Below are 24,722 nucleotides of genomic sequence, written 5' to 3' on the forward strand. Positions count from 1 at the left end.
TCGTCGTCGCCAGCAGCGCCGCCGCCCTCGTTCAGTGAGCGGACTTATAAATCCACCCCACCAAACAAGTCAACACACACACCGTCAAAAAACTGACATTTTTATCAAGACATTGATATCACTACATAGTTTCGTGGTGCGCAACGGAAATGGGGGAAAGGACAGTCTTTATGTCGCGACTGGCCCTGTTCCAGGAAACATGCAATAGGAACGGACGAGAGTTTCAGAAGACTTGGGGCGTCTCACGTCCCCTTATAAAGCGAAGAATTGGAGAGCCCGTGCGCATTCTCGATGAAGCCGTCATTCCCGAGCTGCCGAATTACTACCGTGGCAAGGTGCGGGAAAACTACGATCTGCCGGACGGCAACCGTATCATCATATCCACCGACCGCCTCAGCGCCTTCGACCGTATTCTCACCTGCATACCTTATAAGGGACAGGTCCTGACCCAGACGGCCCGCTACTGGTTCGAAAAGACAAAGGACATCTGCCCCAATCATGTGGTCAGCTATCCTGACCCAAATGTCGTCATCGGCAAAAGACTTGAGATATTGCCGGTCGAGGTGGTGGTTCGCGGTTATCTGGCCGGCACGACAGGCACGTCGATCCTGACCCTTTATAAGAAGGGCGAGCGGCAGATGTACGGCATGAGCCTTCCTGACGGGATGCAGGACAACCAGATTCTGCCCGAACCGGTGATCACGCCCACAAGCAAGGCCTTCGATGGCGGCCACGACGAGCCGCTGACACCGACCGAGATTGTGGAGAAGAAACTCCTGACACAGGAGCAATGGAACACGCTTTCCCGTTACGCGCTGGCGCTGTTCAAGCGCGGGCAGGAAATTGCCGCAAAGCAGGGCCTCATTCTCGTCGACACCAAATATGAATTCGGAACGGATGAAAACGGCACCATCATCCTGGCCGACGAGATCCACACACCTGATAGCAGCCGCTACTGGATGGCTGGCAGCTATGAGGAAAGCTTTCGCAACGGCACCCGGCCGGCGAGCTTCGACAAGGATTTCGTGAGAGCCTGGGTTGCCGAACGCTGCGACCCTTATAAGGATGACGTTCCCGAAATTCCGCAGGATCTCGTCTTGCAGACCTCGAAGGTCTATATTGATGCTTACGAACGCATCACCGGACAGAGCTTCGTTCCCGACGATAGCGGCGAGACGCCGCTTGCAAGAGTACGCCGGAATCTGGAGCCGTTCTTCCCCGGAGTCTGACCGTGAGCAAAATGATCGAACAGGCGAGAAAGGGCGACAGGAAGAGTGACCGTCCTGTCAGGCGCCGGCCTCGCCGTTCCGCCGAGGAAACCCGGCGGGACATTCTCGCCAAAGCGGAAGAGCTTTTCCGGGAGCGTGGTTTCAATGCGGTGGCGATTGCCGATATCGCCTCAGCGCTTGGCATGTCTCCCGCCAATGTCTTCAAGAATTTCAGCTCGAAGAACGCGCTCGTCGACGCCCTTGGCTTCGAACAGATCGGCGCTTTCGAACGGCAGATCTGTCCACTCGACAAAAGCCATGCACCGCTTTCCAGATTGCGCCATCTAGCGCGCAACCTGATGGAGCAGCACCACCAGGATCTCAATAAGAATCCCTACGTCTTCGAAATGATCCTGATGACCGCCAAGCAGGACATGAAGTGCGGAGACTATTATAAATCCGTCATCGTTAAATTGCTGGCCGAAATCATTCAGGACGGCGTCGAGGCCGGAATCTACACCGCCACCGATATCCCTCCTCTGGCGGAGACCGTGCTCCACGCGCTGACCAGCGTCATCCACCCCGTCCTCATTGCGCGGGAAGATATCGGCAATTTGGCAACACGTTGCGATCAACTCGTCGATTTAATCGACGCGGGATTGCGCAATCCGCTTGCTAAGTGACGATTCCCAATTTACGTCACCTTCTCGCAATTGCTTGCGAAGCGCAAAAGCCTGCGCTTCTATGCGCGTGGCGGTCCGGACAAAATGAGCGAATCGGGTCCCTTCCAAGGCCTTCGCCTGTCGTGTCTGTTTCCGGACGCGCATCCGCCGAGCGACATTGCGCTTATAGTTAAATGCGAGCGATACGCAGGGAAGAACAATGAGCCGACGTATTTTACCCCTATTTGCTTCTCTGTGTGTAACCGCGCTTCTGGCGGGCTGCAGCGATGGCGGCGAGAGCAGCCAGACCGCCGGCCAGACTGCCGAGCGTCCGCCGTCTCCGGTCAGCGTCATCCTGATGAAGACCAGCGAATATCCCCTGACCACCGTTCTGCCCGGCCGCGCCAGCGCGTTCCAGACAGCCGAAATCCGGCCGCGCGTCACCGGCATCATCCGCGAAATTCCTTTCAAGGAAGGCAGCGAGGTCAAGCAGGGCGACGTTCTCTACCAGATCGAGGACAATACCTATCTGGCGGAAGTGGCGCAGGCCAAGGCTAACGTGGCGAAGGCGGAAGCAAGCATTCCGAGCGCCCAGGCGAACCTTGCCCGTTACGAACGCCTGGTCAACAGCGGTGCGACGCAGATCGAATATGAAAATGCCAAGGTGACGCTGCTGCAGGCGCAAGCCGACGTGGCACAGACCAAGGCAGCGCTGGAAACGGCCGAGATCAATCTCGATCTCACCAAGGTCCGCGCCCCCTTCGACGGCATTACCAGCGCGACCGCCTTCAGCATCGGTAACGTGGTGACGGCGAACCAGACGACGGCGTTGACAACGCTGCGCCGCATCGATCCGATCTATATCGACCTGATGGAATCCAGCATCAATCTCCTGCGTCTGAAAAAGGCGATCTCGTCGGGTCAGCTTGGCGGCGACACGAAGGAGACCGGCATTCACCTGACGCTGGAAGACGGCACCGAATACAAGCATGACGGCAAGATTGATATGTCGGACATGGCGGTGAGCGAAACGACGGGTACCTTCTCCATCCGCGCCCTCTTCGACAACCCTGACGATCTTCTGCTTCCCGGCACCTATGTTCGCGCCACGCTGACGATCGGCAAGGAAAAAGGCTTCCGCATTCCGCAGCGCGCAGCGAGCCGGAACGCCAATGGCGAACTGACCGCAAAATTCGTGACCGCGGAAAACAAGGTGGAAACCCGCACCTTCCCGTCCAGCCAGCAGTCGGGCAACGCCTGGCTGGTGACGGAAAATGTCAAGGATGGCGACAAGCTCATCGTCGACGGCTTCCAGTGGATTGCCGACGGTGCAACGGTTGCGCCAGTTGAAGTGACCATTGACGATCGCGGTATCGTCGTTCTGCCGCAGCAAGCTCCGCCTGCCGCCGCCCCCTCGAAATAAGCATGAGCACGAAACCCCTTGGTCGAAGCTCGTAAAAGGTAAGGCAGGACTGCCATGGCCCATTTCTTCATCAGGCGCCCCGTGTTTGCATGGGTTATCGCCATCGTCATCATGCTGGGCGGCGCCCTTGCGATCTGGACGCTTTCCATTTCGCAATATCCCGATATTGCGCCGACAACGGTGCGTGTCAGTGCGACCTATAACGGCGCCAGCGCCGAAACCGTCGAGAAATCGGTGACGACCATCATCGAGGACGGCATGACCGGCCTCGACGACCTCACCTATATGACCTCGTCGTCCTCGACCGGCAGCGCCGAAGTGACGCTGACCTTCGGCAACAGCATCCTGCCAGACATTGCGCAGGTTCAGGTGCAGAACAAGCTGCAGCTTGTCCAGTCGCAATTGCCCGATACCGTGCAGCAGCGGGGTATCCAGGTCAGCCGCTCGACATCGAGTATCCTGATGGTTGGCGCGCTGATCTCGACCGACGGCAAGCGCAATTCGGCCGATCTCGGCGACGTATTCTCCTCGCGTGTCGAAGACCAGATCAAGCGCCTCGAAGGCGTGGGCAGCATCAACGTGTTCGGCTCCGAATATGCGATGCGTATCTGGCTGGATCCGTTCAAGCTCAACAAATACCAGCTGACCACCGCCGACGTCACCAGCGCCATCGAAAGCCAGAATACCCAGGTTTCGGTCGGCTCGCTCGGCGCCGTGCCCGCGGTCAAGGGCCAGCAGCTCAATGTGACGGTGACGGCGCAGAGCCAGCTCACCACGGTTGCCGATTTCGAATCGGTCATCCTGAAAGTCGAAAAGGATGGCGCGACGGTTCGCCTCAGCGACGTGGCGCGCATCGAAATCGGCCAGGAAACCTATGGCGGCGATTCCCGATCCAACGGCCGTCCGTCCGCCGGTTTCGCAGTCAACCTTGCCACGGGTGCAAACGCGCTCGACACGGCGGCACGTGTGAAAGCGGCTCTGACAAATGTCGAGGGTTCGCTGCCCGAGGGCGTTTCGATTGAATATCCCTATGACACGACGCCGTTTGTGAAGCTGTCGATCGAGAAAGTGGTGCATACGCTGATCGAGGCGATCATCCTCGTCTTCGTCGTGCTTCTGGTGTTCCTGCAGAATCTTAGAGCCACCTTCATTCCGATGATCGCCGTTCCGGTCGTGCTTCTCGGCACCTTCGGCGTTCTCGCGCTCACCGGGTATTCCATCAATACGCTCACCATGTTCGCCATGGTTCTCGCCATCGGCCTCCTCGTCGACGACGCCATCGTCGTTGTCGAAAACGTCGAGCGCATCATGTCGGAAGAGGGCTTGTCACCGGTCGAGGCGACCGAAAAGTCGATGGGCGAGATCACCGGTGCGATCATCGGCATCGCGCTCGTGCTCACCGCCGTGTTCATTCCGATGGCTTTCTTCGGCGGATCGACGGGCATCATCTACCGCCAGTTCTCGATCACCATCGTTTCGGCCATGCTGCTTTCGGCCGTTGTCGCGATCGTGCTGACGCCCGCGCTTTGCGCCACCATGCTGAAGCCGATCGATCATCACAAGAAGCAGCGCGGACCGGGCGCGTGGTTCAACCGCGGCTTCGGCAAGACGACGGATGGCTACGTGTCCTCCATCGGTTATCTGCTGAAACGGCCCCTGCGCGTGATGATCATCTTCGCGATCGTGATCGGCGGCTGCGCCTGGTTCTTTTCAAAGCTGCCAAGCTCTTTCCTGCCGCAGGAAGACCAGGGCGTGCTGCTGACGATCATCCAGACGCCGACCGGGTCGAATATCGAGCGAACCAACGAGGTGGTGAAGCAGGTCGAAAACTACTTCCGCGAAAAAGAAGCCAACAATGTCGAATCTGTTTTCGGCGTGCTCGGCTTCAGTTTCAGCGGTTCGGGCCAGAACAACGCTATCGTCTTCACCAAGCTCAAGGATTTCGCCGAAAGAACCGCGCCCGATCAGCATGCCGGCGCCATCGTGCAGCGTGCGATGGGCACCTTCTTCGGCTTCCGCGATGCTCAGGTGTTCCCGCTTCTGCCGCCGGCCATTCAGGGCATGGGCACATCGAGCGGTTTCTCGATGTATCTCGTGGATAGCGGCCGCAACGGCACCGAGGCATTGACCGCCACGTCCAAAGAGCTGATCGCGCTCGCGACCAGCAATCCGAAGATCAGCTCGCTTCGAAGCGACAGCCAGGACAATGAAACGCAGATGAAGATCGTTCTCGATCAGGAAAAGATGGGAGCCATGGGGGTCGATCTCTCCTCCGTGAACCTCATGCTGTCGACGATCTTTGCCGGCCGGGATGTCAATGACTTCACTCTGAACGGCGAGTTGAAGCCCGTTTATGTCCAGGGTGACGCACCCTACCGCATGCAGCCGGACGACCTGAAATTCTGGTACGCCCGCAATACCAACGGCGAGATGGTGCCTTTCTCTTCCTTCAGCGAAGTGAAATGGATCAATGCGCCGCCGTCTCTCGCCCGCTTCAACGGTACAGGCGCGATCTCGCTCGAAGGCACCGCCGGCGCAGGCGTTGCATCCGGTGATGCGATGGACGAGATGGAACGCCTGACGGCAAGCATGCCGGGCGGTTACACGGTGGCATGGCAGGGCATCTCCTATCAGGAACGCCTTTCCGGTTCACAGGCGCCCATGCTGTACGCGCTGTCGGTTCTCATCGTGTTCCTTTGCCTTGCCGCCCTCTATGAAAGCTGGTCGATCCCGTTCTCGGTCATCCTGGCCGTTCCGGTGGGCGTCCTTGGCGCCTTGACCGCGGCCCATTTCTTCGGCCAGACGAACGACGTCTACTTCAAGGTGGGCCTGCTGACGACCATCGGCCTCGCCGCGAAAAACGCGATCCTGATCGTCGAATTCGCCAAGGAGAGGCAGGAGCACGGGTTAAGTCTGGTGGAAGCGGCACTGGAGGCAGCGAAGCTGCGCCTGCGTCCGATCATCATGACATCGCTCGCCTTCATCCTGGGTGTCGTGCCTCTTGCGATCGCAACCGGAGCGGGTTCCGCCGCGCAAAATGCAATCGGTATCGGGGTGCTGGGTGGTATGCTTTCTGCAACACTCCTCGGAATTTTCTTCGTTCCGTCCTTTTTCGTCATCATTCGTCGCCTTTCAAGGCGTTAACAAAACAAAAATGGGCTGTGCCAACCGTTAATACGCTGCTAGAAATGTTGCCGATTTGGCAAATGCACGTTTCTACGGCATATCGATCGCGCAGCCCATTTGTCAGCAAGCCGCGCTCGGTAAGCCAACCAGAGAATTGGGAAAATTACATGCTGTCTATTCGCGCTACTATTCCCCTGACAATGCTGCTGCTTTCAGGCTGTGTTGTTGGACCCGACCACAAGACGCCGGAAATCCAATTGCCGGGAAAGTTTGCGGAAGCCGGAAAAACCAGTAATGGCGACATCAGCAGCGTTGCATGGTGGACGGCCTTTAACGACAACCGCCTGAACGGTTACGTCTCCACCGGCCTCGCGCAGAACCTCACCGTGATGCAGGCGATCGAACGCATCAATCAGGCGCAGGCCCAGGTGATCGTTGACGGCGCTGGCGGCCTGCCGAGCCTGACAGGCAGCGGTAGCCACACGACCAGCCAGACCAAGGGCAGCTACCGTGACGTTCCCGTCACCAACGTATCCAGCGGCAGCCTCAGCGTTTCGTGGTTCCTCGACCTCTTCGGTCGCTACCGCCGGGCGACGGAAAGCGCGGATGCATCGCTCGATGCCGCTTACTCCACCGTCGACGTGCAGCGCCTGACGCTGATTTCGTCCGTCGCCGCCGCCTATATCGACGTGCGCTATTATCAGGAGCGCCTGGCGATTGCCCGCCAGAACCTGGGTTCACGCCGCGAAACGCTCGATCTGACCAAGCTGCAGCTCGAAGCGGGTGCGGCCTCGCGTCTCGATGTCGTCCAGTCCGAAGGTCTGGTCAATTCCACGCTGTCGCAGATACCCGGCCTCGAAACCAGCTTCCGCAAGGCAGCGCACCGCATCGCGACCCTGCTTGGCATGCCGGCCTCGTCGCTCATCGCCGAGCTGCAGAAGGGCGCACGCCAGCCTGTTGCGCGCGCAGTTCCCCGCACCGGTATCCCGGCCGACCTGATCCGCAACCGTCCGGACATCCGCGTCGCTGAACGCAATCTCGCCGCTGCGGTCGCCACGATCGGTGTAACCGAGGCGCAGCTTTATCCAAGCATCGAGCTTGGTGGAGCGATCACGCCGAGCTACAATTTCCTGAGTGGCGGCGGCAGGGGAACTGCCAATAGCTGGTCCTTCGGTCCGAGCCTCACGCTCCCGATCCTCGATGGCGGCAGACTCCGCGCCAATGTCGACATCGCCAACTCACAGGCACGCGAACAATATCTCGTCTGGAAGGCGACCGTTCTCAATGCGGTGGAAGAAGTCGAAAACGCCCTGGCCGCCATCAATCGCGACCAGCGTACCGTTGACGCGCTGAGAAAGACCGTTGCCTCCTACCAGGAAGCGCTGCAGCTCTCCACCGCCAGCTATCGTGATGGCGCCTCGTCTCTGCTCGATGTTCTGGATGCCCAGCGCTCGGTATCGGATGCGCAGGCAAACCTTGCCACGGCGATCCAGACGACCGCGCAGGATTATGTCTCGCTTAACGTGGCTCTCGGTGGCGGTTATGCCGTTGGCCAGCCTGCCCCGAAGAAGTCCGCCGGCCCGACCGTGGCCGCCGCGAAGGGCATGTAAGCACGGCCCAAAATAGCAAACAAAAAGCCCGCGTCTTTCGATGCGGGCTTTTTGTTATTCAAGGCACAAAAAAGCACCGGTCACCCGGTGCTTTTTTTTCAGCCCGTCATCAGGCTCAGTTCTTGGCGCGCTCGACGTAGGAATTGTCTTCCGTCGCGATGACCACGCGAATGCCGGCATCGATATGCGGCGGCACCATGGTGCGGATGCCGTTGGAGAGGATAGCCGGCTTGTAGGAGGAAGAAGCCGTCTGGCCCTTCACGACCGGTTCGGTCTCCGTGATCTCAAGCGTGACGTGACGCGGCAGTTCAACGGCCAGCGGATTGCCTTCATGGATGGAAAGAATGCAGGTCATGCCTTCCTGGAGATAGGCCTTCTGATCGCCCATCGTCTCGGCATCAACAACGACCTGGTCGTAGTTCTCAGGGTTCATGAAGTGGAAGCCTTCGCCATCTTCATAAAGGAACTGGAAGTTCAGGTCTTCAACGAAAGCGCGCTCGACCTGCTCGGTGGTGCGCCAGCGCTCGGAGACCTTCACGCCGTCAACGATGCGGCGCATGTCCACCTGCGTGACCGGCGTGCCCTTGCCGGGGTGAAAGTTCTGCGCGGTGAGAACGACGTAAAGCTTGCCGTCCACGTCGAGAACATTGCCCTTGCGGACGGATGAGGCGATAACCTTGACCATATGACTTCCTTGTAACTCGATGAAATGCGTCGTAAAGGACTGCGCGGCAGCACCGGCCCCGGCAGACGTTTTGTCTTTTTTCTGGGGCGCAACTACCTTAAATCCGCACGAATTGCCAGCCTTCTACAGCAATTCCCGGAAGAGTGCCTAGCGGTTTTCCGCCCGGAATTGCTTTAAATGACGCGATCAGGCGTTTTGCGGACCATTTCTCCGCAATTGAGCGCCGCAGAGAAGACGGAAAAGAACTGAGAATGCGTGCAAGCAACGAGACAATGTCGCCATGGTGGACGCCTGACGTCCACGCGGACCGCCGCGCGTTTCTCATCGGGCGCAATGCGATCCAGTCGGCTTTTCGCAGCTATTTCGCCAGCGCCGATTTTCTTGAGGTCGATACCGCGACATTGCAGATCTCCCCCGGCAATGAGGCGCATCTGCATGCTTTCGCCACGCAAGGCCTGACGCCGGCCGGCGACGCCGCGCCGCTTTATCTGCACACCTCGCCGGAATTTGCCTGCAAGAAGCTGCTCGCCGCCGGTGAAAAACGCATCACCTGTTTTGCGCATGTTTACAGAAACCGGGAGAGAGGCCCCCTGCACCACCCGGAATTCACCATGCTGGAATGGTACCGGGTCGGCGAAACCTATGAGAGCCTGATGAAGGATAGCGCCAATCTTCTGGCGCTGGCAGCTGAAACCGCAAAGACGAAGAATTTCACCTATCGCGGCCGCAGCGTCGATCCATTCCTGGAGCCGGAACGAGTGAGCGTCGCCGAAGCCTTCGAGCGATATGCTAATGTCGACCTCTTGGCCACTATCAGCCGAAACCGCGAAACCGACAGCCGCCATCTTGCCGCGAGCCTCACCAATGCCGGCATTCGCGTGGCCGCTGACGATACCTGGGCGGATATGTTCAGCCGCGTCATCGTGGAGCGGGTGGAACCGGAGCTGGGTTTCGGCAGGGCAACCATTCTCGACGAATATCCGACCTGCGAAGCAGCCCTTGCCCGCAAGTCCCCCGGGGATGCGCGGGTGGCGGAGCGTTTCGAACTTTATGCCTGCGGCGTTGAACTCGCCAATGCCTTCGGCGAATTGACCGACGCCGCCGAGCAGAGACGGCGTTTCGAAATGGAAATGGCCGAGAAGCAGCGCATTTACGGCGAAACCTATCCGCTGGACGAGGATTTTCTGGCCGCGCTGGCAATCATGCCGCCGGCAAGCGGCATAGCACTCGGTTTCGACCGGCTGGTGATGCTGGCAACCGGCGCACCGCGTATCGATCTCGTCATGTGGGCTCCAGTCGCGGAATATGGACGATGACAGGGCTCGAGACGATCAAGACACCCGAAGCGCTTCTCGAAGCGGGGCTGATTGAAGCCGAAGCGCTGGAGAACCTGCGCGCGGTGACGCAGCGTTACGCGCTCGCCATCACGCCGTCGATTGCCGGGCTGATCGATAGCCGCGACCCGCAGGATCCCATTGCCCGGCAATTCGTGCCGGATGCGGCCGAACTCGTTCACCTTCCCGAAGAACGGGACGACCCGATTGGCGACGACGCGCACAGCCCCGTCCACGGCATCGTTCACCGTTATCCCGACCGGGTTCTTTTAAAGGCAGTACATGTCTGCCCCGTCTATTGCCGCTTCTGTTTCCGCCGGGAAATGGTCGGACCGCAGGGCAATGGCATGATGAGCCCGGCGGAACTTGACGCCGCATTCGACTATATAAAAGCGAACCCCGCCATCTGGGAGGTCATCCTGACCGGTGGCGATCCGCTGGTGCTTTCCCCGCGGCGCCTGTCTGACCTGATGACGCGCCTGAAAGACATACAGCATGTGAAGATCGTCCGGTTCCATACCCGCGTGCCGGTGGTCGATCCCGACCGTATCGACGCATCATTGATCGATGCGCTGAAGGCCAGCGGCAAAACCACCTATGTGGCCCTGCACGCCAATCATTCCCGAGAACTCAGCGAAACCGCAAGGCACGCTTCGGCACGCCTGATTGATGCCGGCATCGCCATGGTCAGCCAGACCGTGCTTTTGAAAGGCATCAATGACGACCCGGCAGTTCTTGCCGAGTTGATGCGCGCCTTTGTCGAGACCCGTATCAAGCCCTATTACCTGCATCATCCCGATCTTGCGCCCGGCACCAGCCATTTCCGGCTAACGATCGAAGAGGGCCAGCGAATCGTTTCGGCGTTACGCGGAAATGTCTCCGGTCTTTGCCAGCCGACCTATGTTCTCGACATTCCCGGCGGTCACGGCAAGGCTGCTATCGGCCGAAATGCGGCCGAAAAGACCCGCGATGGCTGTTATTCCGTTTCCGATTTCAACGGAAACGATCATATTTACCCACCGCCAGCCACCGGCGACGATTAAAAAATACATAAAAAGCCTGCTACACCGGGCTTTTCGCGGCGGCCTTGAACGAAAACAAAAATTTCACAATTCCGCCCCTCTCCTGTCATCATAAAGAAAAATATTCTACCTATAACAATCAGCATTGATTTTAGTGCTGGTCTGGATTATCAGTGTGGAACTGGAGAACAAGTCTCCTGATTCTGGGCCAACACCAATACAGGGAGTGTGTCATGTCAAAACATATCAACATTAACGCAATCCTTGGTCTTGAGTCCTGGAATGCTGGATTTAAATCCACGTGTTCCCGCTGCTGTCGAATGTGACCTGACGGTCTCAATTTCCTGAAAATCAGTTCGACAACATGCTGTGTTTATTAGCCACAGCGGGAGTATATCTATGCAGAAGCAAGTTATTGAATTCGCTGGCGAACCCGTCGGCATCGTCATCCCGGATAACGACCGGTTGAAGTTCATCGCGGTGAAGTTCCACGTTCACGACCTGGACGAACAGAAGTTCGACAGCGCCGACGACGTGCGGATTGCGATCCGCGATCTCGTGCGCAACCGGAATCTGGCCGCGGTCGCCTGATGCGGGAAAACTTTCGACCGCTCACACAACCGTCAAAACCAGAGCGCGCCAAATATCGGACCCTCAAAACGCGGGCCGATGGCGCGCTTTTCCTTTGCCTGACAGTCCGCCAGCCTGCAGTCGCGCTGGCCATGCATTGCGTATCAGAGCGCTCTACGCGGAGCTGAACTCAAAAAAGCTCCGGATCCGAACGGAATACTGGACGCTAAACGCAATGCTTCCTCAAGCCGCTACGTCACCTCACCCTTGCGCTCGTCACAAGAACCCAGCCGGGCCAAGTCTTTGGACCGAAAAAGCTCTTCCTGCCGTGTGCACGCATCTCTACCCTATTGCGGGCAGCAGGCGTTTGAGGCCGGATGGACGACAATCTTCAAAAGCCTTCAGAATGCGGTAAAAGTCAGCGTCGTCAGAGAGCGCACGATTCCTGGAATATTGACAATGTTCTGGTTGATGAACTTGCCGATATCTTCTTCCTGCGGCAGGTAGACTTTCAGCAGCAGATCATATTCACCGCTGGTGGAATAAAGCTCGGAAACCAGTTCCGTTTTATAGATGGCATCGGCGACATCATAGGTCTTGCCGGGCTCACATTGAAGCTGAACAAAAATGGGCTTCACGGACATCTCCCGTATTTGAACTTTCGGTGCATGGCTGCTCGTGCCACGCGTCATGGCGCACTATTGGCTGAGCTGCGTCCGTCTTGCAAGACCGGTCACCGGATTACGCCGAAAACTCGCCCGTCCTGCCGTTCGTCCCAATTGCGGCCTCGGAAACGATCCACCGGCGAAAACTCTCGAGCGGTGCATAACCGGCGCGATCCGGCATGCAGGCGAGATAATAGGCTTCCTCGCTCTCCACTTCGCCCGCGACAGCCGCGACCAGGCGACCGCTTCGCAGCTCCTCCTCGATCATGAAAGAAGGAATGAGCGACGCCCCGACGCCGGCGCTCGCCGCCTCGGCAATCGTCGTGAACTGATCAAAAAGCATGCCATGCACATTGTCGAAACGAACCTCGTGGCCGCGAAACCATTGTTCCCAGGCATCCGGCCGGGTCGTCATGTGCAGCAACGGCACCTGCAGCAGATCGTCAGGCCTTGAAAGTCCGTGTCGCTCCTTGAAGGCCGGGCTGCATACCGGAATGACCTTTTCATGCATCAGGAAAACCAGCTCGGTTCCCGGCCAATGCGGCAATCCGAAATGGATGGCCGCATCAACAGTGTCAGTGCGGAAATCGAACAGCGATGATCGCGTCAGAAGATTGACCGAAACGCCCGGGTGTCTGGCAATGAAATCGGGAAGACGCGGCACCAGCCAGCGCGTGCCGAAACTCGGCAGAATCCCGAGATTGAGCGTGCCGCCATCGGGATTGGCGCGCAGGTTGAGCGAGGCCGTAGATATACGCCGCAAGGCCTCGCGGATTTCCCGCGCATAACCTTCTCCAGCCCTTGTCAGCCGTATCGTCTGCCGCTCGCGCAGGAATAGCGCGATGCCAAGCTGCTCTTCAAGCGCCAGAATTTGGCGGCTGACCGCACCCTGCGTCAGCCCCAGCTCCCTCGCCGCGGCGGTGACGCTACCCGTGCGCGAAGCGGCTTCGAAAGCCGCCAGCAGCGAGAGCGACGGCAGAAAACGGCGGGGCGGCAGAACCATATTCCCTCACGGAATGAACTCTTGACGATATGTCGATATTCAACAGGCGCGACCGCTTGTAAAGTCTCATAAACAAGGGCTTGTCACTCATACGAAAAACAAATGAACTGGCCCGGAATATGGTGGAACGATGTATAACGACCCCCGCTCGCACGGCCTCTGGGAAAAGACCGCGCCGCAACCGCCCGTAACGCCTGCCCTGCAGGGCGCAGCAGTTGCCGATGTCGTCGTCGTCGGAGGTGGTTTCACTGGACAATCCGCCGCCCTTCATCTTGCCGAATGCGGTGTGGACGTCGTTCTTCTCGAAGCAAGGGAAATCGGCTTCGGCGGCGCCGGCCGCAATGTAGGCCTCATCAATGGCGGCATGTGGGTCATGCCGAAAGAACTGCCCGGCGTGCTGGGTTCGACTTACGGCGAACGGCTTCTCGATCTTCTGGGCAATGCGCCCCTCCTCGTTCGCGAGCTGGTGGAGAAACACGCAATTCCCTGCGAAATCGAAAAAAACGGCACGCTGCATTGCGCCGTCGGCGAAAAGGGGCTCGTCGAAATCCGCGAGCGCTGCGAACAATGGGCTGCAAGAGGCGCGCCCGTCCGCATTCTCGATGCCGAGGAGACAGCGAGACGCACCGGCAGCACGGCCTATTCCGGTGCGCTTCTGGATACACGCGCCGGCACGATCCAGCCGCTCGCTTATGTTCGAGGCCTTGCCGCAGCCGCCCGGAAAGCGGGTGCACGTCTGCACACCGAAAGCCCCGTGGTAGCGACCGAACGCAGCAATGGAAAATGGGTGGTGAAGACGCCGCAGGGGTCTGTAACCGCCAGCTGGATCGTTGTGGCCACAGAAGCCTACAGCACCGGACCGTGGCAGATAGTTCGCGATGAGCAGATCTACCTGCCCTATTTCAACTTCGCGACCAGACCACTCGGCGACAACCTGCAAAAAAGCATCCTGCCCGGCCGTGAGGGCTGCTGGGATACGAAGGAAATTCTCTCCTCCTTCCGCATGGACAAAGCGGGCCGGCTGGTCTTCGGCAGCGTCGGCGCCCTGCGCGGCACCGGGACCGCCATTCATCGCGCCTGGGCGAAACGCTCGCTGAAGCGGCTTTTCCCGCAGCTCGGCGATACGGAGTTCGAATGTGAATGGTATGGCCAGATCGGCATGACCGACAATGCCGTGCCACGGTTTCATAAATTCGCGGAGAACGTCGTCGGCTTTTCAGGTTATAACGGCCGCGGCATTGCGCCGGGCACGGCCTTCGGCAAGGTGATCGCGCAGCATATTCTCGGTGAGATTGCTGAAGCCGAATTGCCGCTGCCTGTGACGGAGCCGAAAGCGCAGGCTTTCCGGGCGGTGAAGGAAGCCTATTACGAGGCAGGCGCACAGATTGCCCATTTCGCCGGCGAGCGTTTTTGATCGGACTTACAGTGCACGACACAAACGTTCGGGGCCGATGCCTCATTGCGACGTTTGCCGTTTTCGGGTGTGCTCACCGTCCCTCATCCCTGTGCTTGTCACAGGAATACAGCCAACCCAAGTCCTTGGGCGGAAAAGACTCTCACGCTGCACAGACGCACATCTGCTGGATTCCTGTGACAAGCTCATGAATGAGGTAGGGGAAGCCCGCCACGGGCTTTTTCCTACCCCAGCGATATATCCTTGAAAATATAATGATTGCCCTATAGGCCTATCGATATATTCATAGGAATATATAGAACCGGGGGTAACATACCATGAGACTTTTGCGTCGCAGCTTTTTCAAAACCATCGCCGCAGCCACATCCCTCTGGATGGCGGCCTCCTTTGCGGCCGTTCCGGCCCATGCCGCCGAAAAAGTCACGGTGTTTGCCGCCGCGAGCATGAAAAACGCCCTCGACGCCATCAACGCCGAATGGGCGAAGGACAGCGGTAACGAGGTAACCGTTTCTTATGCCGCAAGCTCTGCGCTGGCCAAGCAGATCGAGCAGGGCGCACCGGCGGATATCTTCATTTCCGCCGACCTTGCATGGATGGACTATGTTGCCGACAAGAAGCTGATAAACGCTGACAGCCGCTCCAATCTTCTCGGCAACCGCATCGTTCTCGTCGCTCCCGCAGACAAGGCAAAGTCGGTCGAAATCAAACAGGGCTTCGATCTTGCGGCTCTGGTGGGCGACGGCCGTCTGGCGATGGGCGCGGTTGATTCCGTACCAGCGGGCAAATACGGCAAGGCCGCTCTGGAAAAACTCGGCGTCTGGTCGTCTGTCGAACAAAAGGTCGCCGGCGCGGAAAGCGTGCGTGCCGCGCTGCTGCTCGTCTCGCGCGGCGAAGCCCCCTATGGCATCGTCTACCAGACCGACGCCGCCGCCGATCCCGGCGTGAAGATCGTCGGCACCTTCCCGGAAGACAGCCATCCGCCGATCATCTATCCCGTCGCCGTTCTCGCGGAGGCAAAATCGCCGGCAGCAAAAGCCTATCTGGATTTCCTGAAATCCGAAAAGGCGACGCCTTTCTTCGAAAAGCAAGGCTTTACCGTTTTGAAATAAACTGCCTTTCGGGAGCCCAGCATATTGGCCGCGAGAGATGACGATTGCAGGATATGGCATTGCATTGGTGGACACTCAGCCCTGAAGAATGGACGGCAATCAGGCTCAGCCTGTGGGTGTCCTCCATCGCCATGCTTGCCAGCCTGCCTTTCGGCATTGCGATTGCCGTGGCGCTGGCGCGCGGCCGCTTCTGGGGCAAGTCGCTGCTCAACGGCATCGTCCACCTTCCGCTCATCCTGCCGCCCGTCGTCACCGGCTTTCTGCTGCTCGTCCTGTTCGGTCGCAGGGGGCCAATCGGGCAATTTCTCGATAGCTGGTTCGGCATCGTCTTTTCTTTCCGCTGGACAGGAGCCGCGCTCGCCTGCGCCGTCATGGCCTTTCCCCTGATGGTGCGTTCCATCCGCCTCTCCATCGAAGCGGTGGACCGCAAGCTGGAGGAAGCGGCGGGCACATTGGGGGCAAGCCCGTTCTGGGTGTTCCTCACTGTCACGCTTCCCCTGACATTGCCTGGCATCATCGCCGGCATGATCCTGGCTTTCGCCAAGGCCATGGGTGAATTCGGCGCGACCATCACCTTCGTTTCCAATATTCCCGGTGAAACCCAGACACTCTCCGCCGCCATCTATACCTTCACCCAGGTTCCGGGCGGGGATGCCGGCGCATTGCGGCTGACCATCGTTTCGGTCGTGATTTCCATGCTCGCCTTGCTTGTCTCGGAGTTTCTGGCCCGCATCATCGGCAAACGCGTGAGCATGGAATGACGCTTTCGGTCACCACCCGTCATCGCCTCGGCTCCTTCGAACTCGATGCGTCATTCATCTCCGAAGGCGGCGTCACCGCGCTGTTCGGGCGCTCCGGTTCCGGCAAGACCTCGATGATCCGTATCATAGCAGGCCTGCTGCGGCCGGATGAGGGACAGGTTTTGCTGGATGGGGAGGTGCTGGCCGATAGCGAAAAGCGACTGTTCGTGCCGGCCCATAAACGCCGTTTCGGTTATGTCTTTCAGGAAGCGCGGCTTTTCCCACATCTCAGCGTGGCGCAAAACCTGCACTACGGCAGCTGGTTCACCGCAGACAAAACGAAGGTCGCGCAGGAAGACCATATCATCGACATGCTCGGTATCGGCCATCTCTTGCAGCGACGTCCGAACAAACTCTCGGGCGGCGAAAAACAGCGCGTCGCCATCGGCCGCGCCCTGCTTTCTTCCCCCAGGCTGCTGCTGATGGACGAACCGCTCGCCTCGCTGGACGAGCAGCGGAAGGCCGAGATCATTCCCTATCTCGAACGGCTGCGCGACGAGACGAAAATCCCTGTTGTCTATGTCAGCCACTCCATTCAGGAGGTCGCCCGCCTCGCAGACCGCATCGTGGTGATGAAAGACGGCAAGGTGGAAGCGCAGGGAAAAGCAGCCGAGGTGCTGGCGAGACCGGATTTCAGCATGCATCTCGAACGGCGTGAGGCAGGCAGCATTCTTTCCGGGCACATTGAAAGCTTTGATGAGCGGCACGGACTTGCCGCCGTGAGGCTAAAGACCATGCTGCTCCATGTGCCGGCAAAAAGGGGAACATCCGACAGCCCGGCACGCGTGCTTATACCGGCGCGCGATGTGATGCTGGCAACCGTAAAGCCCGAAGGCTTGAGCGCCCTCAACATTCTCGAGGGCCGTGTTGCGACTGTTTCGGCCAGTGAAGACGGCATGGTCACGGTTCAGGTGGATTGTGGCGGTGACATCATCCAGTCGCGCATCACCGACCTCTCCCGCGAAAGGCTGCAGCTGGAACCCGGAAGACCGGTGCATGCGATCATAAAGTCGGCGGCTCTTGATCCCTATTGAGGGCCGCATCGGGATTGCGGCTGGCCTCCAGCCAGTCGATATCCGCGCGCAAAGCCTCGTTCATCCGCTTTTGCATGCCGCGATAGCGTTCCAGCAATTCGGCGCCGAAAGCGGTCAGCGCCGCACCGCCGCCCTGTTTGCCGCCGCGCTGTGATTCAATAACCGGTTGCCGGAACATATGGTTCAGCGCATCCACCAGCAGCCATGCGCGACGATAGGACATGTCCATCGCCCGCCCCGCGGCGGAGATGGAACCCGTTTCGGCAATCAGCTCCATCAATTCGATCTTGCCGTGCCCGAGACGCTCTCCGGGCGGAAAATCGATACGAAGAACAGGTTTCAGTGGAGGGAGGGCCTTACTCATCGTTCAAAGGCTCCGTCCATGAAGATCGCGATAGGCCTTTTGCGCTCCATCCACCGGCAGCGCCGTGGCCTCATAGACGCCACGCGCCACCGCGCGCGCCATCACGATGGTGGCAAGATGGCAAAGTTCGGCGAAATGAACGCCGCCCTCAAGCGGCTTTTCACCGGTTGAGGCCGCAAACATGGTGTCGCCGTCACTCGGCAGATGGGCGGGCAGAACGGCGCGCGCCAGCCCGTCATGCGCCATGATGGAAAGGCGATGCGCCTGCGCCTTGGTGAGCGCGGCATCCGTCACCACCGCACCGATGGTCGTTGCCGTGAGATTGACCCCCTTGAGCCGCAGCGCGGTGTGATCCGGCTCGAAATGAGCAGGAAAACCGCGATCGCCGTATTCACCCTGCACTTCAAAAGGCGCGGACCAGAAATGGCGGCTCGTTCCAACCGTTGCGGAGCCGAGCGCATTGACGGCAACGATGGCCGCCACCTTGTAACCGCCGGAACTGACGGCGCTTGCGGAGCCGAGCCCGCCCTTGAAGGTGGCGGTCGTCGCACCCGTTCCAGCCCCGGCTGTTCCAAGCTCGAAGGGCATCGCACGCGCCGCCTCGAAGGCTGCATATCCCATCTCGCGGTAGGGCGAATGCAGACCCCAATCCTTGTCACCGCCATTCAGCAGATCCATCAGGATCGCCTGCGGCACGATGGGAACGCGGGTGGACCCCACCTGCAGCCCCCGCCCGATCTCGCGCAACCCGGCCTGAACGCCGCCCGCCGCATCCAGCCCGAAGGCGGAACCACCTGACAGCACGAAGGCATCCACCGTTTCCACCGTCATCACCGGGTCGAGCAGGCCGGTATCACGCCCGCCCGGCGCACCGCCCAAAACAGAGCCGGAAGCAATGGCGGGCTTTTCGAAAACAATCGCCGTAACACCGGAGCCGAGGGAAAGATCGGTGACATTGCCGACCGAAACGCCGTCAATATCCGTCAGAAGATTGGTGAGTGCCGCCATGCCGTTTCCCTTTTTTCCCGGTATCCCGCCACCATCAGGCACTGTCAACGCAAAACGTGACGTGCCTGATGTCTACGACAAGCCGCGATCAGGAAAAAACAGCCGTGCCGATGACCGGCGTCGAGGGAACGGCCATGTCCCTCGGCTCCAGCGGCCTGGAGAGATATGCCTGATGGCCGGCCTCTATGGCGTGGGCGAAAGCCTCCGCCATGCCGACCGGATCCCCCGCGCCCGCAACCGCCGTGTTGAGCAGAACAGCATCGTAACCAAGCTCCATCACCGTGACCGCATGGGACGGGCGGCCGATACCGGCGTCAACAATCATCGGCACATCCGGAAAACGCGCCCGCATGGATTTCAGCGCCGTCAGATTGAGCGGCCCCATGGCGCTGCCGATTGGCGCGCACCAGGGCATCAGTACCCTGCAGCCTGCCTCCAGCAGCTTTTCGGCGACGACCAGATCGTCGGTCGTATAAGGAAAGACCTCGAAACCATCGTTACAGAGAATTTTCGCCGCTTCGACAAGCGCAAAGACATCGGGCTGCAACGTATCGTGATGACCGATGACCTCCAGCTTGATCCAGTTGGTGCGGAACACCTCGCGGGCCATCTTTGCCGTCAGCACCGCTTCCTTGACCGTATGGCACCCGGCCGTATTCGGCAGGATGTAGCGATCGAGCTCGCGGATAAGCTCGAAAAACTGACCGCCCTTCTTATTGCCGGCTGTTTCCCGGCGCAACGAAATCGTCAGAATATCCGTGTTGCTCGCCCGCACGGCATCGGCAAGCACGGCGGGGGACGGATACCGCGCCGTGCCGAGGAGAAGACGGGACGAGACTTCACGGCCATAAAGCGTCAGCATGTCTCAGCCTCCCTGCATCGGCGAGAGAATTTCGACACGGTCGAAAGCCTTCAGTTGATAGTCGGCGCGTTCTTCCGAATGCACCAGATCGCCATTGACCGCCGTTGCCAGCCACTCGCCTTCGTATTCGAGGCTGGCGAGCAGACCGGCCAGCGTCTCGGCGGCGAGATCAAGCTCGTTGCCATTTACCAGAAGTTTCATGATCCTGTTCCTTTTGAGAAAGAGTTTGGCAGACGATTTCAACCGCCTGACGCGCGATAGCCGGCGAGAGCAGAAAGCCATGCCGGTGTGCGCCGTTGATGAAAATGAGCCGGCCGTCTTGCGTGACTTTCGGCAGATTGTCGGGATAGGCGGGGCGCACGCCCGTGCCGGTCTCGATGATTTCCGCTTCCGCGAAAGCCGGATGCACCGCATAGGCGGCATTCAGGAATTCCATCATCGAACGGACAGAAATGTCGCCGGTATCCTCGGTCTCGATCATCGTCGCCCCCACCATGAAACGGCCGGGCTCGCGCGGCACGATGTAAAGCGGAATACGCGGATGCAGCAGCCGGACGGGACGGGACAAAGAAACTTCCGACGTGGAGAGATAGAGCATCTCTCCCCGCACGCCGCGAAGGTCGGAAATCTCTCCCACCGCAGCGGCGCCGGTGCAATCCACCACCCGGTCGAACGGTCGGTCATCCACCGGGATGCCCATGTGGAACCGCACACCCATGGTGCAAAGCCGCTCATGCAGCGATTTCAGTGCAAGGCGCGGATCGAGATGCCCCTCGCCCGGGAAATAAAGCCCGGAGCGAAACCGCCAGACAAGATCAGGCTCCAGAGCGGCGATCTCTCCCTCGTCCACCCAGCGATAGCCGCCGGTCCGCGATGCGAAACGCGAAAGCTCCGCTTTGTCGCGGGCGGGCGCGACAACCAGCGTGCCATGTCGGGCCACAAGGCCGGGGGTTGCCTCATCCCACCAGTCGAGCGCCGCCTGGCCGAGCGTCAGAACCGGCTCTTCCGCATTTTCACGCTCACACCAGGGCGCCAGCATGCCGCCCGCATACCAGGATGCGCCGCGAAAGGGTTCGGCATTGCGCTCGCAAACCTCGACGGTAACGCCGTTCCGCGCCAGTTCGAAGGCCGCCGTCAAACCGGCGACCCCCGTTCCCTTGACCAGAACGCGCATGCTATTCGGCATCCGCAGGCGTCGCGAGCGGCATATAAAGCTCCCCGCCTTCCTTGAAGCGCGCGGCCATGGCCTCCAGCCCCTCCTTCTGCGCCTCGGCGCGGATATCGTGGGAAATCCGCATCGAGCAGAATTTCGGCCCGCACATGGAGCAGAAATGCGCGACCTTGTGCGCCTCCTTCGGCAGCGTCTCGTCATGGAAGGACCGGGCCGTATCCGGATCGAGCGACAGGTTGAACTGGTCTTCCCAGCGGAACTCGAACCTTGCGCGCGACAGCGCATCGTCCCGCACTTGCGCTGCCGGATGGCCCTTGGCGAGATCGGCGGCGTGCGCCGCGATCTTATAGGTGATGACGCCCACCTTCACGTCGTTACGGTCAGGCAGTCCGAGATGTTCCTTGGGCGTGACGTAGCAAAGCATCGCCGTGCCGAACCAGCCGATCATCGCAGCACCAATGCCCGACGTGATGTGGTCGTAACCGGGTGCGATATCCGTGGTGAGCGGCCCGAGCGTATAGAAGGGCGCTTCGCCGCAGGTCTTCAACTGCTTGTCCATGTTCTCCTTGATCTTGTGCATCGGCACATGGCCGGGGCCTTCGATCATCACCTGGCAATCCTTAGCCCAGGCGATCTGCGTCAACTCGCCAAGCGTTTCCAGTTCCGCGAACTGCGCCGCGTCATTGGCGTCGGCAATCGAGCCGGGTCTAAGACCATCGCCCAGCGAGAAGGAAACGTCGTAAGCGCGGCAGATGTCGCAAATCTCGTCGAAATGCTCGTAGAGGAAACTTTCCTTGTGGTGATGCAGACACCACTTCGCCATGATCGATCCGCCGCGCGAGACGATGCCGGTGACGCGATTGACGGTGAGCGGGATGTAGTGCAGCCGGACGCCGGCATGGATGGTGAAGTAATCCACGCCCTGTTCCGCCTGTTCGATCAGCGTATCGCGAAACACCTCCCAGTTGAGATCCTCGGCAATGCCGTTGACCTTCTCCAGTGCCTGATAAAGCGGCACCGTGCCGATCGGTACCGGCGAATTGCGGATGATCCATTCGCGGATATTGTGGATGTTGCGCCCTGTCGAAAGGTCCATGACGGTATCGGCGCCCCAGCGGATCGCCCAGACCATCTTCTCCACCTCTTCCGCCATGGAGGAGGTGACGGCGGAATTGCCGATATTGGCGTTGATCTTCACCAGAAAATTGCGGCCGATGATCATCGGTTCAAGTTCCGGATGGTTGATGTTGGCGGGAATGATGGCGCGGCCCGACGCCACTTCCTGACGGACGAATTCCGCCGTGACGTAATCAGGGATATGCGCGCCGAAACTCTCGCCGTCACGCGCGAGCTTCTCCTTCGCTGCCTCGCGCCCGAGATTTTCGCGAATGGCGATGAATTCCATTTCCGGCGTGACAATACCTGCCCGCGCATAGGCAAGCTGGGTCACGGCTTTACCTGCCGTGGCTCTGAGCGGCTGGTGGCGCACGGAAAATTCGGGCGTCAGCCGTTCGCCGGTGGCAAAGCCGTTATCCTCCGGCTTGACGTGCCGGCCATCATAAGCCTCGACATCGCCCCGCGCTACGACCCACTCGTGACGCAGACGCGGCAGACCCTTTTCAATCAGAACGGGATGGGTAGGGTCGGTATAGGGACCGGAGGAATCATAGACCGTCACCGGCGGTTCGCCCGCCGTCGGATGGACGGCGATCTCGCGCATCGGTACGCGGATATGCGGATGTAAAATGCCTGATTTGTGGATTTTCGTGGAGGCGGCATGCGGCCCGGTGGTGACGGAAAGCGGGATATTCTTGGCAGCGATATTCATCTTGAGGCTCCAAAGCTTAACAGTGGAGACCCAGTTCGAGCCGGAATGATGGAAAATACCGAAGTGCCGAAACACGGCGTCATGCGCCCGTCCGACATCAGGTCTTTGCACCGTCCCTACGCCAGTATGAACTGGATCAGGTTCAACGGGTCACTGCGCATGAAAGCAGAATCTCAGCCCCTTGACGGGACACCCCTGGTGAATGACCCCAGCAAAAAACACCATCAGGCATTTGTCAAGGCCGACGATCCATGCTTGGCAAAGGTGCGGGAATGGCGCATGCTGCCGTTAGTTGTAATTAACCTAACGGTTTAGGCGAATATTATCGTTTGCAACGTAACGATAAGCACAAACCATCCTGATGTGAAATTTATGGGAGATACGTCGGAATGAATGCGACTATACGTGAAATACTGGCCAAATTCGGCCAGCTTCCAACCCCCGTCGATACGATTGCAGATGAAGCCGATCTTTACGCGGCGGGGCTTTCTTCCTTCGCATCGGTGCAATTGATGCTCGGCATCGAAGAAGCATTCGATATCGAATTCCCGGACAATCTGCTGAACCGCAAGTCCTTTGCCAGCATCAAGGCCATTGAAGACACCGTTAAGCTCATTCTGGATGGTAAAGAGGCAGCCTGATGAACGTCACCGTAGCGCCGCAGGATGAAACGCTGTCCGCGCGCGCGGGCCGTGTCGCAGCAATTGCCGCCAAACACGCAGATGAGGTGGATGTTACCGGCCGCTTTCCGCAGGAAGCCGTTGATACACTCAGGCAGGAACGCCTGCTCGGCATTCAGGTCCCCGCTTCGCTCGGTGGCGAAGGTACTTCCCTGCAGGAAATCGCCGATATCTGCGCCCGGCTCGGCCAGGCCTGTTCCGCAACCGCGATGATTTTCGCCATGCACCACATCAAGCTGTCCAGCCTTGTGGAACATGGCGAGGCGAGCGCATGGCATGCGGGCTTCATGAGCCGCGTCGCGGCGGAACAGCTGCTGCTCGGCTCAGCCACCACCGAAGGCGGCATCGGCGGCAATCTGCGCAACTCCATCTGCGCAATCGAGGTCGAAGGCGATTTCTGCCGGCTGGAAAAGGACGCCACCGTCATTTCCTATGGCAGCAATGCCGATGCGATCCTCATCACCTCGCGCACCCATAAGGATGCCGCGCCCGCCGATCAGGTGATGACCGTATTCCTGAAAAACCAGTACACGCTCGAAAAAACCCATGTCTGGGATACGCTCGGCATGCGCGGTACCTGTTCGGATGGTTTCCTGTTTCGCGGCGAAGCGCCGGCGGCACAGATCTTCCCGAAGCCTTTCGCGGAAATCGCAGCGCAATCCATGCTTGCAAGCTCGCATCTTCTCTGGAGCGCCGTCTGGTATGGCATCGCGTCGGATGCCGTGCTGCGCGCGCAGTCTTTCGTCAGAGCCGCAGCGCGCAAGTCGCCCGGCACGGCTCCTCCCGGCGCGATCCGCCTCGCGGAGGTTTCCACCAAGCTGCAGGTGGTGAAATCCAACATCATCGCCGGCATCAAGGCTTACGAGGATACCAAGAGCGACCCGGAAAAACTGATGTCGATGGCCTTTGCCGTCGCCATGAACAATGTGAAGATCTGCTCTTCGGAAACCATTCTTGAAATCATTGACCACGCCATGCTGGTCTGCGGCATCATGGGCTACAAGAACGGCACGCCCTACAGCCTCGGCCGGCACCTTCGCGACGCGCATTCTGCCCGTCTGATGATTTCCAACGACCGCATTCTCGGCAATTCCGCCAATCTCCTGCTGGTTCACAAGCAGGACACCAGCCTCTTGGGATAAGA

The 24,722-nt window shown here is 59.3% G+C and carries 23 protein-coding genes and 1 riboswitch; of the genes, 14 read left to right on the forward strand and 9 right to left on the reverse strand.

Going from position 1 to position 24,722, the window contains the following annotated elements:
• Positions 1-278 precede the first annotated feature (278 nt).
• The 5 genes from V6S97_RS21820 (at position 279) to V6S97_RS21840 (ending at position 8,029) form a co-directional block, all read left to right on the forward strand.
• A complete protein-coding gene (locus V6S97_RS21820) occupies positions 279-1,229 on the forward strand; it encodes a phosphoribosylaminoimidazolesuccinocarboxamide synthase (RefSeq protein WP_003510435.1) in 951 nt (316 codons plus the stop codon).
• 2 nt (positions 1,230-1,231) lie between these two features.
• Complete coding sequence (locus V6S97_RS21825; RefSeq protein ID WP_035213668.1) at positions 1,232-1,891, forward strand: TetR/AcrR family transcriptional regulator; 660 nt, start codon at positions 1,232-1,234, stop codon at positions 1,889-1,891.
• Between the two features lie 199 nt (positions 1,892-2,090).
• The gene (locus tag V6S97_RS21830) at positions 2,091-3,293 is read left to right on the forward strand and encodes an efflux RND transporter periplasmic adaptor subunit (protein ID WP_003510438.1); all 1,203 of its coding nucleotides are present in this window, start codon (positions 2,091-2,093) and stop codon (positions 3,291-3,293) included.
• 54 nt (positions 3,294-3,347) lie between these two features.
• Positions 3,348-6,437, forward strand: a complete 3,090-nt coding sequence (locus tag V6S97_RS21835) for an efflux RND transporter permease subunit (protein WP_334427743.1) — start codon at positions 3,348-3,350, stop codon at positions 6,435-6,437.
• A 149-nt stretch (positions 6,438-6,586) separates the two neighbouring features.
• Positions 6,587-8,029 carry an efflux transporter outer membrane subunit gene (locus tag V6S97_RS21840; protein ID WP_334427744.1) on the forward strand — a complete coding sequence of 481 codons (1,443 nt, stop codon included), beginning with the start codon at positions 6,587-6,589 and terminating at the stop codon, positions 8,027-8,029.
• Positions 8,030-8,144: 115 nt separating this feature from the next.
• Here the strand turns inward: V6S97_RS21840 and efp are convergent, their stop codons facing one another.
• Positions 8,145-8,714: an elongation factor P gene (gene efp / locus V6S97_RS21845; RefSeq protein WP_003504809.1), complete on the reverse strand. Its 570-nt coding sequence runs from the start codon at positions 8,712-8,714 to the stop codon at positions 8,145-8,147.
• A gap of 251 nt (positions 8,715-8,965) precedes the next feature.
• Between efp and epmA the strand changes: the two genes are divergently transcribed.
• The 3 genes from epmA (at position 8,966) to V6S97_RS21860 (ending at position 11,661) form a co-directional block, all read left to right on the forward strand.
• On the forward strand, positions 8,966-10,030 hold the full coding sequence (gene epmA, locus V6S97_RS21850) for an EF-P lysine aminoacylase EpmA (RefSeq protein WP_334427746.1): 1,065 nt from the start codon (positions 8,966-8,968) through the stop codon (positions 10,028-10,030).
• The gene (locus V6S97_RS21855) at positions 10,027-11,091 is read left to right on the forward strand and encodes a lysine-2,3-aminomutase-like protein (protein ID WP_087745029.1); all 1,065 of its coding nucleotides are present in this window, start codon (positions 10,027-10,029) and stop codon (positions 11,089-11,091) included. Before epmA ends, V6S97_RS21855 begins: the two co-directional genes overlap by 4 nt.
• A gap of 378 nt (positions 11,092-11,469) precedes the next feature.
• Positions 11,470-11,661, forward strand: a complete 192-nt coding sequence (locus V6S97_RS21860; protein WP_003492264.1) for a hypothetical protein — start codon at positions 11,470-11,472, stop codon at positions 11,659-11,661.
• 380 nt (positions 11,662-12,041) lie between these two features.
• Here V6S97_RS21860 and V6S97_RS21865 read toward each other — a convergent pair whose 3' ends face one another.
• A complete protein-coding gene (locus V6S97_RS21865; RefSeq protein WP_003504815.1) occupies positions 12,042-12,278 on the reverse strand; it encodes an Lrp/AsnC ligand binding domain-containing protein in 237 nt (78 codons plus the stop codon).
• Between the two features lie 103 nt (positions 12,279-12,381).
• Complete coding sequence (locus V6S97_RS21870; protein ID WP_003504817.1) at positions 12,382-13,308, reverse strand: LysR family transcriptional regulator; 927 nt, start codon at positions 13,306-13,308, stop codon at positions 12,382-12,384.
• Positions 13,309-13,438: 130 nt separating this feature from the next.
• Here V6S97_RS21870 and V6S97_RS21875 point away from each other — a divergent pair, with 130 nt between their 5' ends.
• From V6S97_RS21875 to modC, 4 genes are all read left to right on the forward strand, one after another.
• Positions 13,439-14,722: an NAD(P)/FAD-dependent oxidoreductase gene (locus tag V6S97_RS21875; RefSeq protein ID WP_003504818.1), complete on the forward strand. Its 1,284-nt coding sequence runs from the start codon at positions 13,439-13,441 to the stop codon at positions 14,720-14,722.
• Positions 14,723-15,039: 317 nt separating this feature from the next.
• Positions 15,040-15,831, forward strand: coding sequence for a molybdate ABC transporter substrate-binding protein (gene modA, locus V6S97_RS21880; RefSeq protein ID WP_003504820.1), 792 nt, complete (start codon positions 15,040-15,042; stop codon positions 15,829-15,831).
• Positions 15,832-15,884: 53 nt separating this feature from the next.
• A complete protein-coding gene (modB, locus tag V6S97_RS21885; RefSeq protein WP_020813444.1) occupies positions 15,885-16,592 on the forward strand; it encodes a molybdate ABC transporter permease subunit in 708 nt (235 codons plus the stop codon).
• Positions 16,589-17,665: a molybdenum ABC transporter ATP-binding protein gene (modC, locus tag V6S97_RS21890; protein ID WP_099085857.1), complete on the forward strand. Its 1,077-nt coding sequence runs from the start codon at positions 16,589-16,591 to the stop codon at positions 17,663-17,665. The genes modB and modC overlap by 4 nt, the downstream gene beginning before the upstream one ends.
• Here the strand turns inward: modC and V6S97_RS21895 are convergent.
• The 6 genes from V6S97_RS21895 to thiC all read right to left on the reverse strand — a co-directional run bounded on the left by V6S97_RS21895 (position 17,634) and on the right by thiC (position 22,898).
• Complete coding sequence (locus V6S97_RS21895) at positions 17,634-18,029, reverse strand: winged helix-turn-helix domain-containing protein (protein WP_087745042.1); 396 nt, start codon at positions 18,027-18,029, stop codon at positions 17,634-17,636. The two genes, modC and V6S97_RS21895, sit on opposite strands and share 32 nt — an antisense overlap.
• A gap of 3 nt (positions 18,030-18,032) precedes the next feature.
• Positions 18,033-19,037, reverse strand: coding sequence for a P1 family peptidase (locus V6S97_RS21900; RefSeq protein ID WP_087745044.1), 1,005 nt, complete (start codon positions 19,035-19,037; stop codon positions 18,033-18,035).
• Between the two features lie 88 nt (positions 19,038-19,125).
• The gene (locus V6S97_RS21905; RefSeq protein ID WP_087745046.1) at positions 19,126-19,899 is read right to left on the reverse strand and encodes a thiazole synthase; all 774 of its coding nucleotides are present in this window, start codon (positions 19,897-19,899) and stop codon (positions 19,126-19,128) included.
• Between the two features lie 3 nt (positions 19,900-19,902).
• Positions 19,903-20,100, reverse strand: coding sequence for a sulfur carrier protein ThiS (thiS, locus tag V6S97_RS21910; RefSeq protein WP_099085856.1), 198 nt, complete (start codon positions 20,098-20,100; stop codon positions 19,903-19,905).
• Positions 20,069-21,073 (reverse strand): glycine oxidase ThiO, encoded by a 1,005-nt coding sequence (gene thiO / locus V6S97_RS21915; protein WP_087745050.1) that lies wholly within the window; start codon positions 21,071-21,073, stop codon positions 20,069-20,071. The genes thiS and thiO overlap by 32 nt, the downstream gene beginning before the upstream one ends.
• A 1-nt stretch (position 21,074) precedes the next feature.
• Positions 21,075-22,898 carry a phosphomethylpyrimidine synthase ThiC gene (thiC, locus tag V6S97_RS21920; protein WP_020813439.1) on the reverse strand — a complete coding sequence of 608 codons (1,824 nt, stop codon included), beginning with the start codon at positions 22,896-22,898 and terminating at the stop codon, positions 21,075-21,077.
• Positions 22,899-22,993: 95 nt separating this feature from the next.
• Positions 22,994-23,105, reverse strand: a riboswitch (TPP riboswitch).
• A 182-nt stretch (positions 23,106-23,287) separates the two neighbouring features.
• On the opposite strand from thiC, the gene V6S97_RS21925 reads away from it, so the two are divergent.
• Both V6S97_RS21925 and V6S97_RS21930 read left to right on the forward strand, forming a co-directional pair.
• The gene (locus tag V6S97_RS21925; RefSeq protein WP_003504852.1) at positions 23,288-23,539 is read left to right on the forward strand and encodes an acyl carrier protein; all 252 of its coding nucleotides are present in this window, start codon (positions 23,288-23,290) and stop codon (positions 23,537-23,539) included.
• A complete protein-coding gene (locus tag V6S97_RS21930) occupies positions 23,539-24,720 on the forward strand; it encodes an acyl-CoA dehydrogenase family protein (protein WP_020813437.1) in 1,182 nt (393 codons plus the stop codon). Before V6S97_RS21925 ends, V6S97_RS21930 begins: the two co-directional genes overlap by 1 nt.
• Positions 24,721-24,722: the final 2 nt, after the last annotated feature.

Source organism: Agrobacterium sp. CCNWLW155 (assembly GCF_036888815.1).
In the GTDB taxonomy this organism is placed as follows: domain Bacteria; phylum Pseudomonadota; class Alphaproteobacteria; order Rhizobiales; family Rhizobiaceae; genus Agrobacterium; species Agrobacterium radiobacter.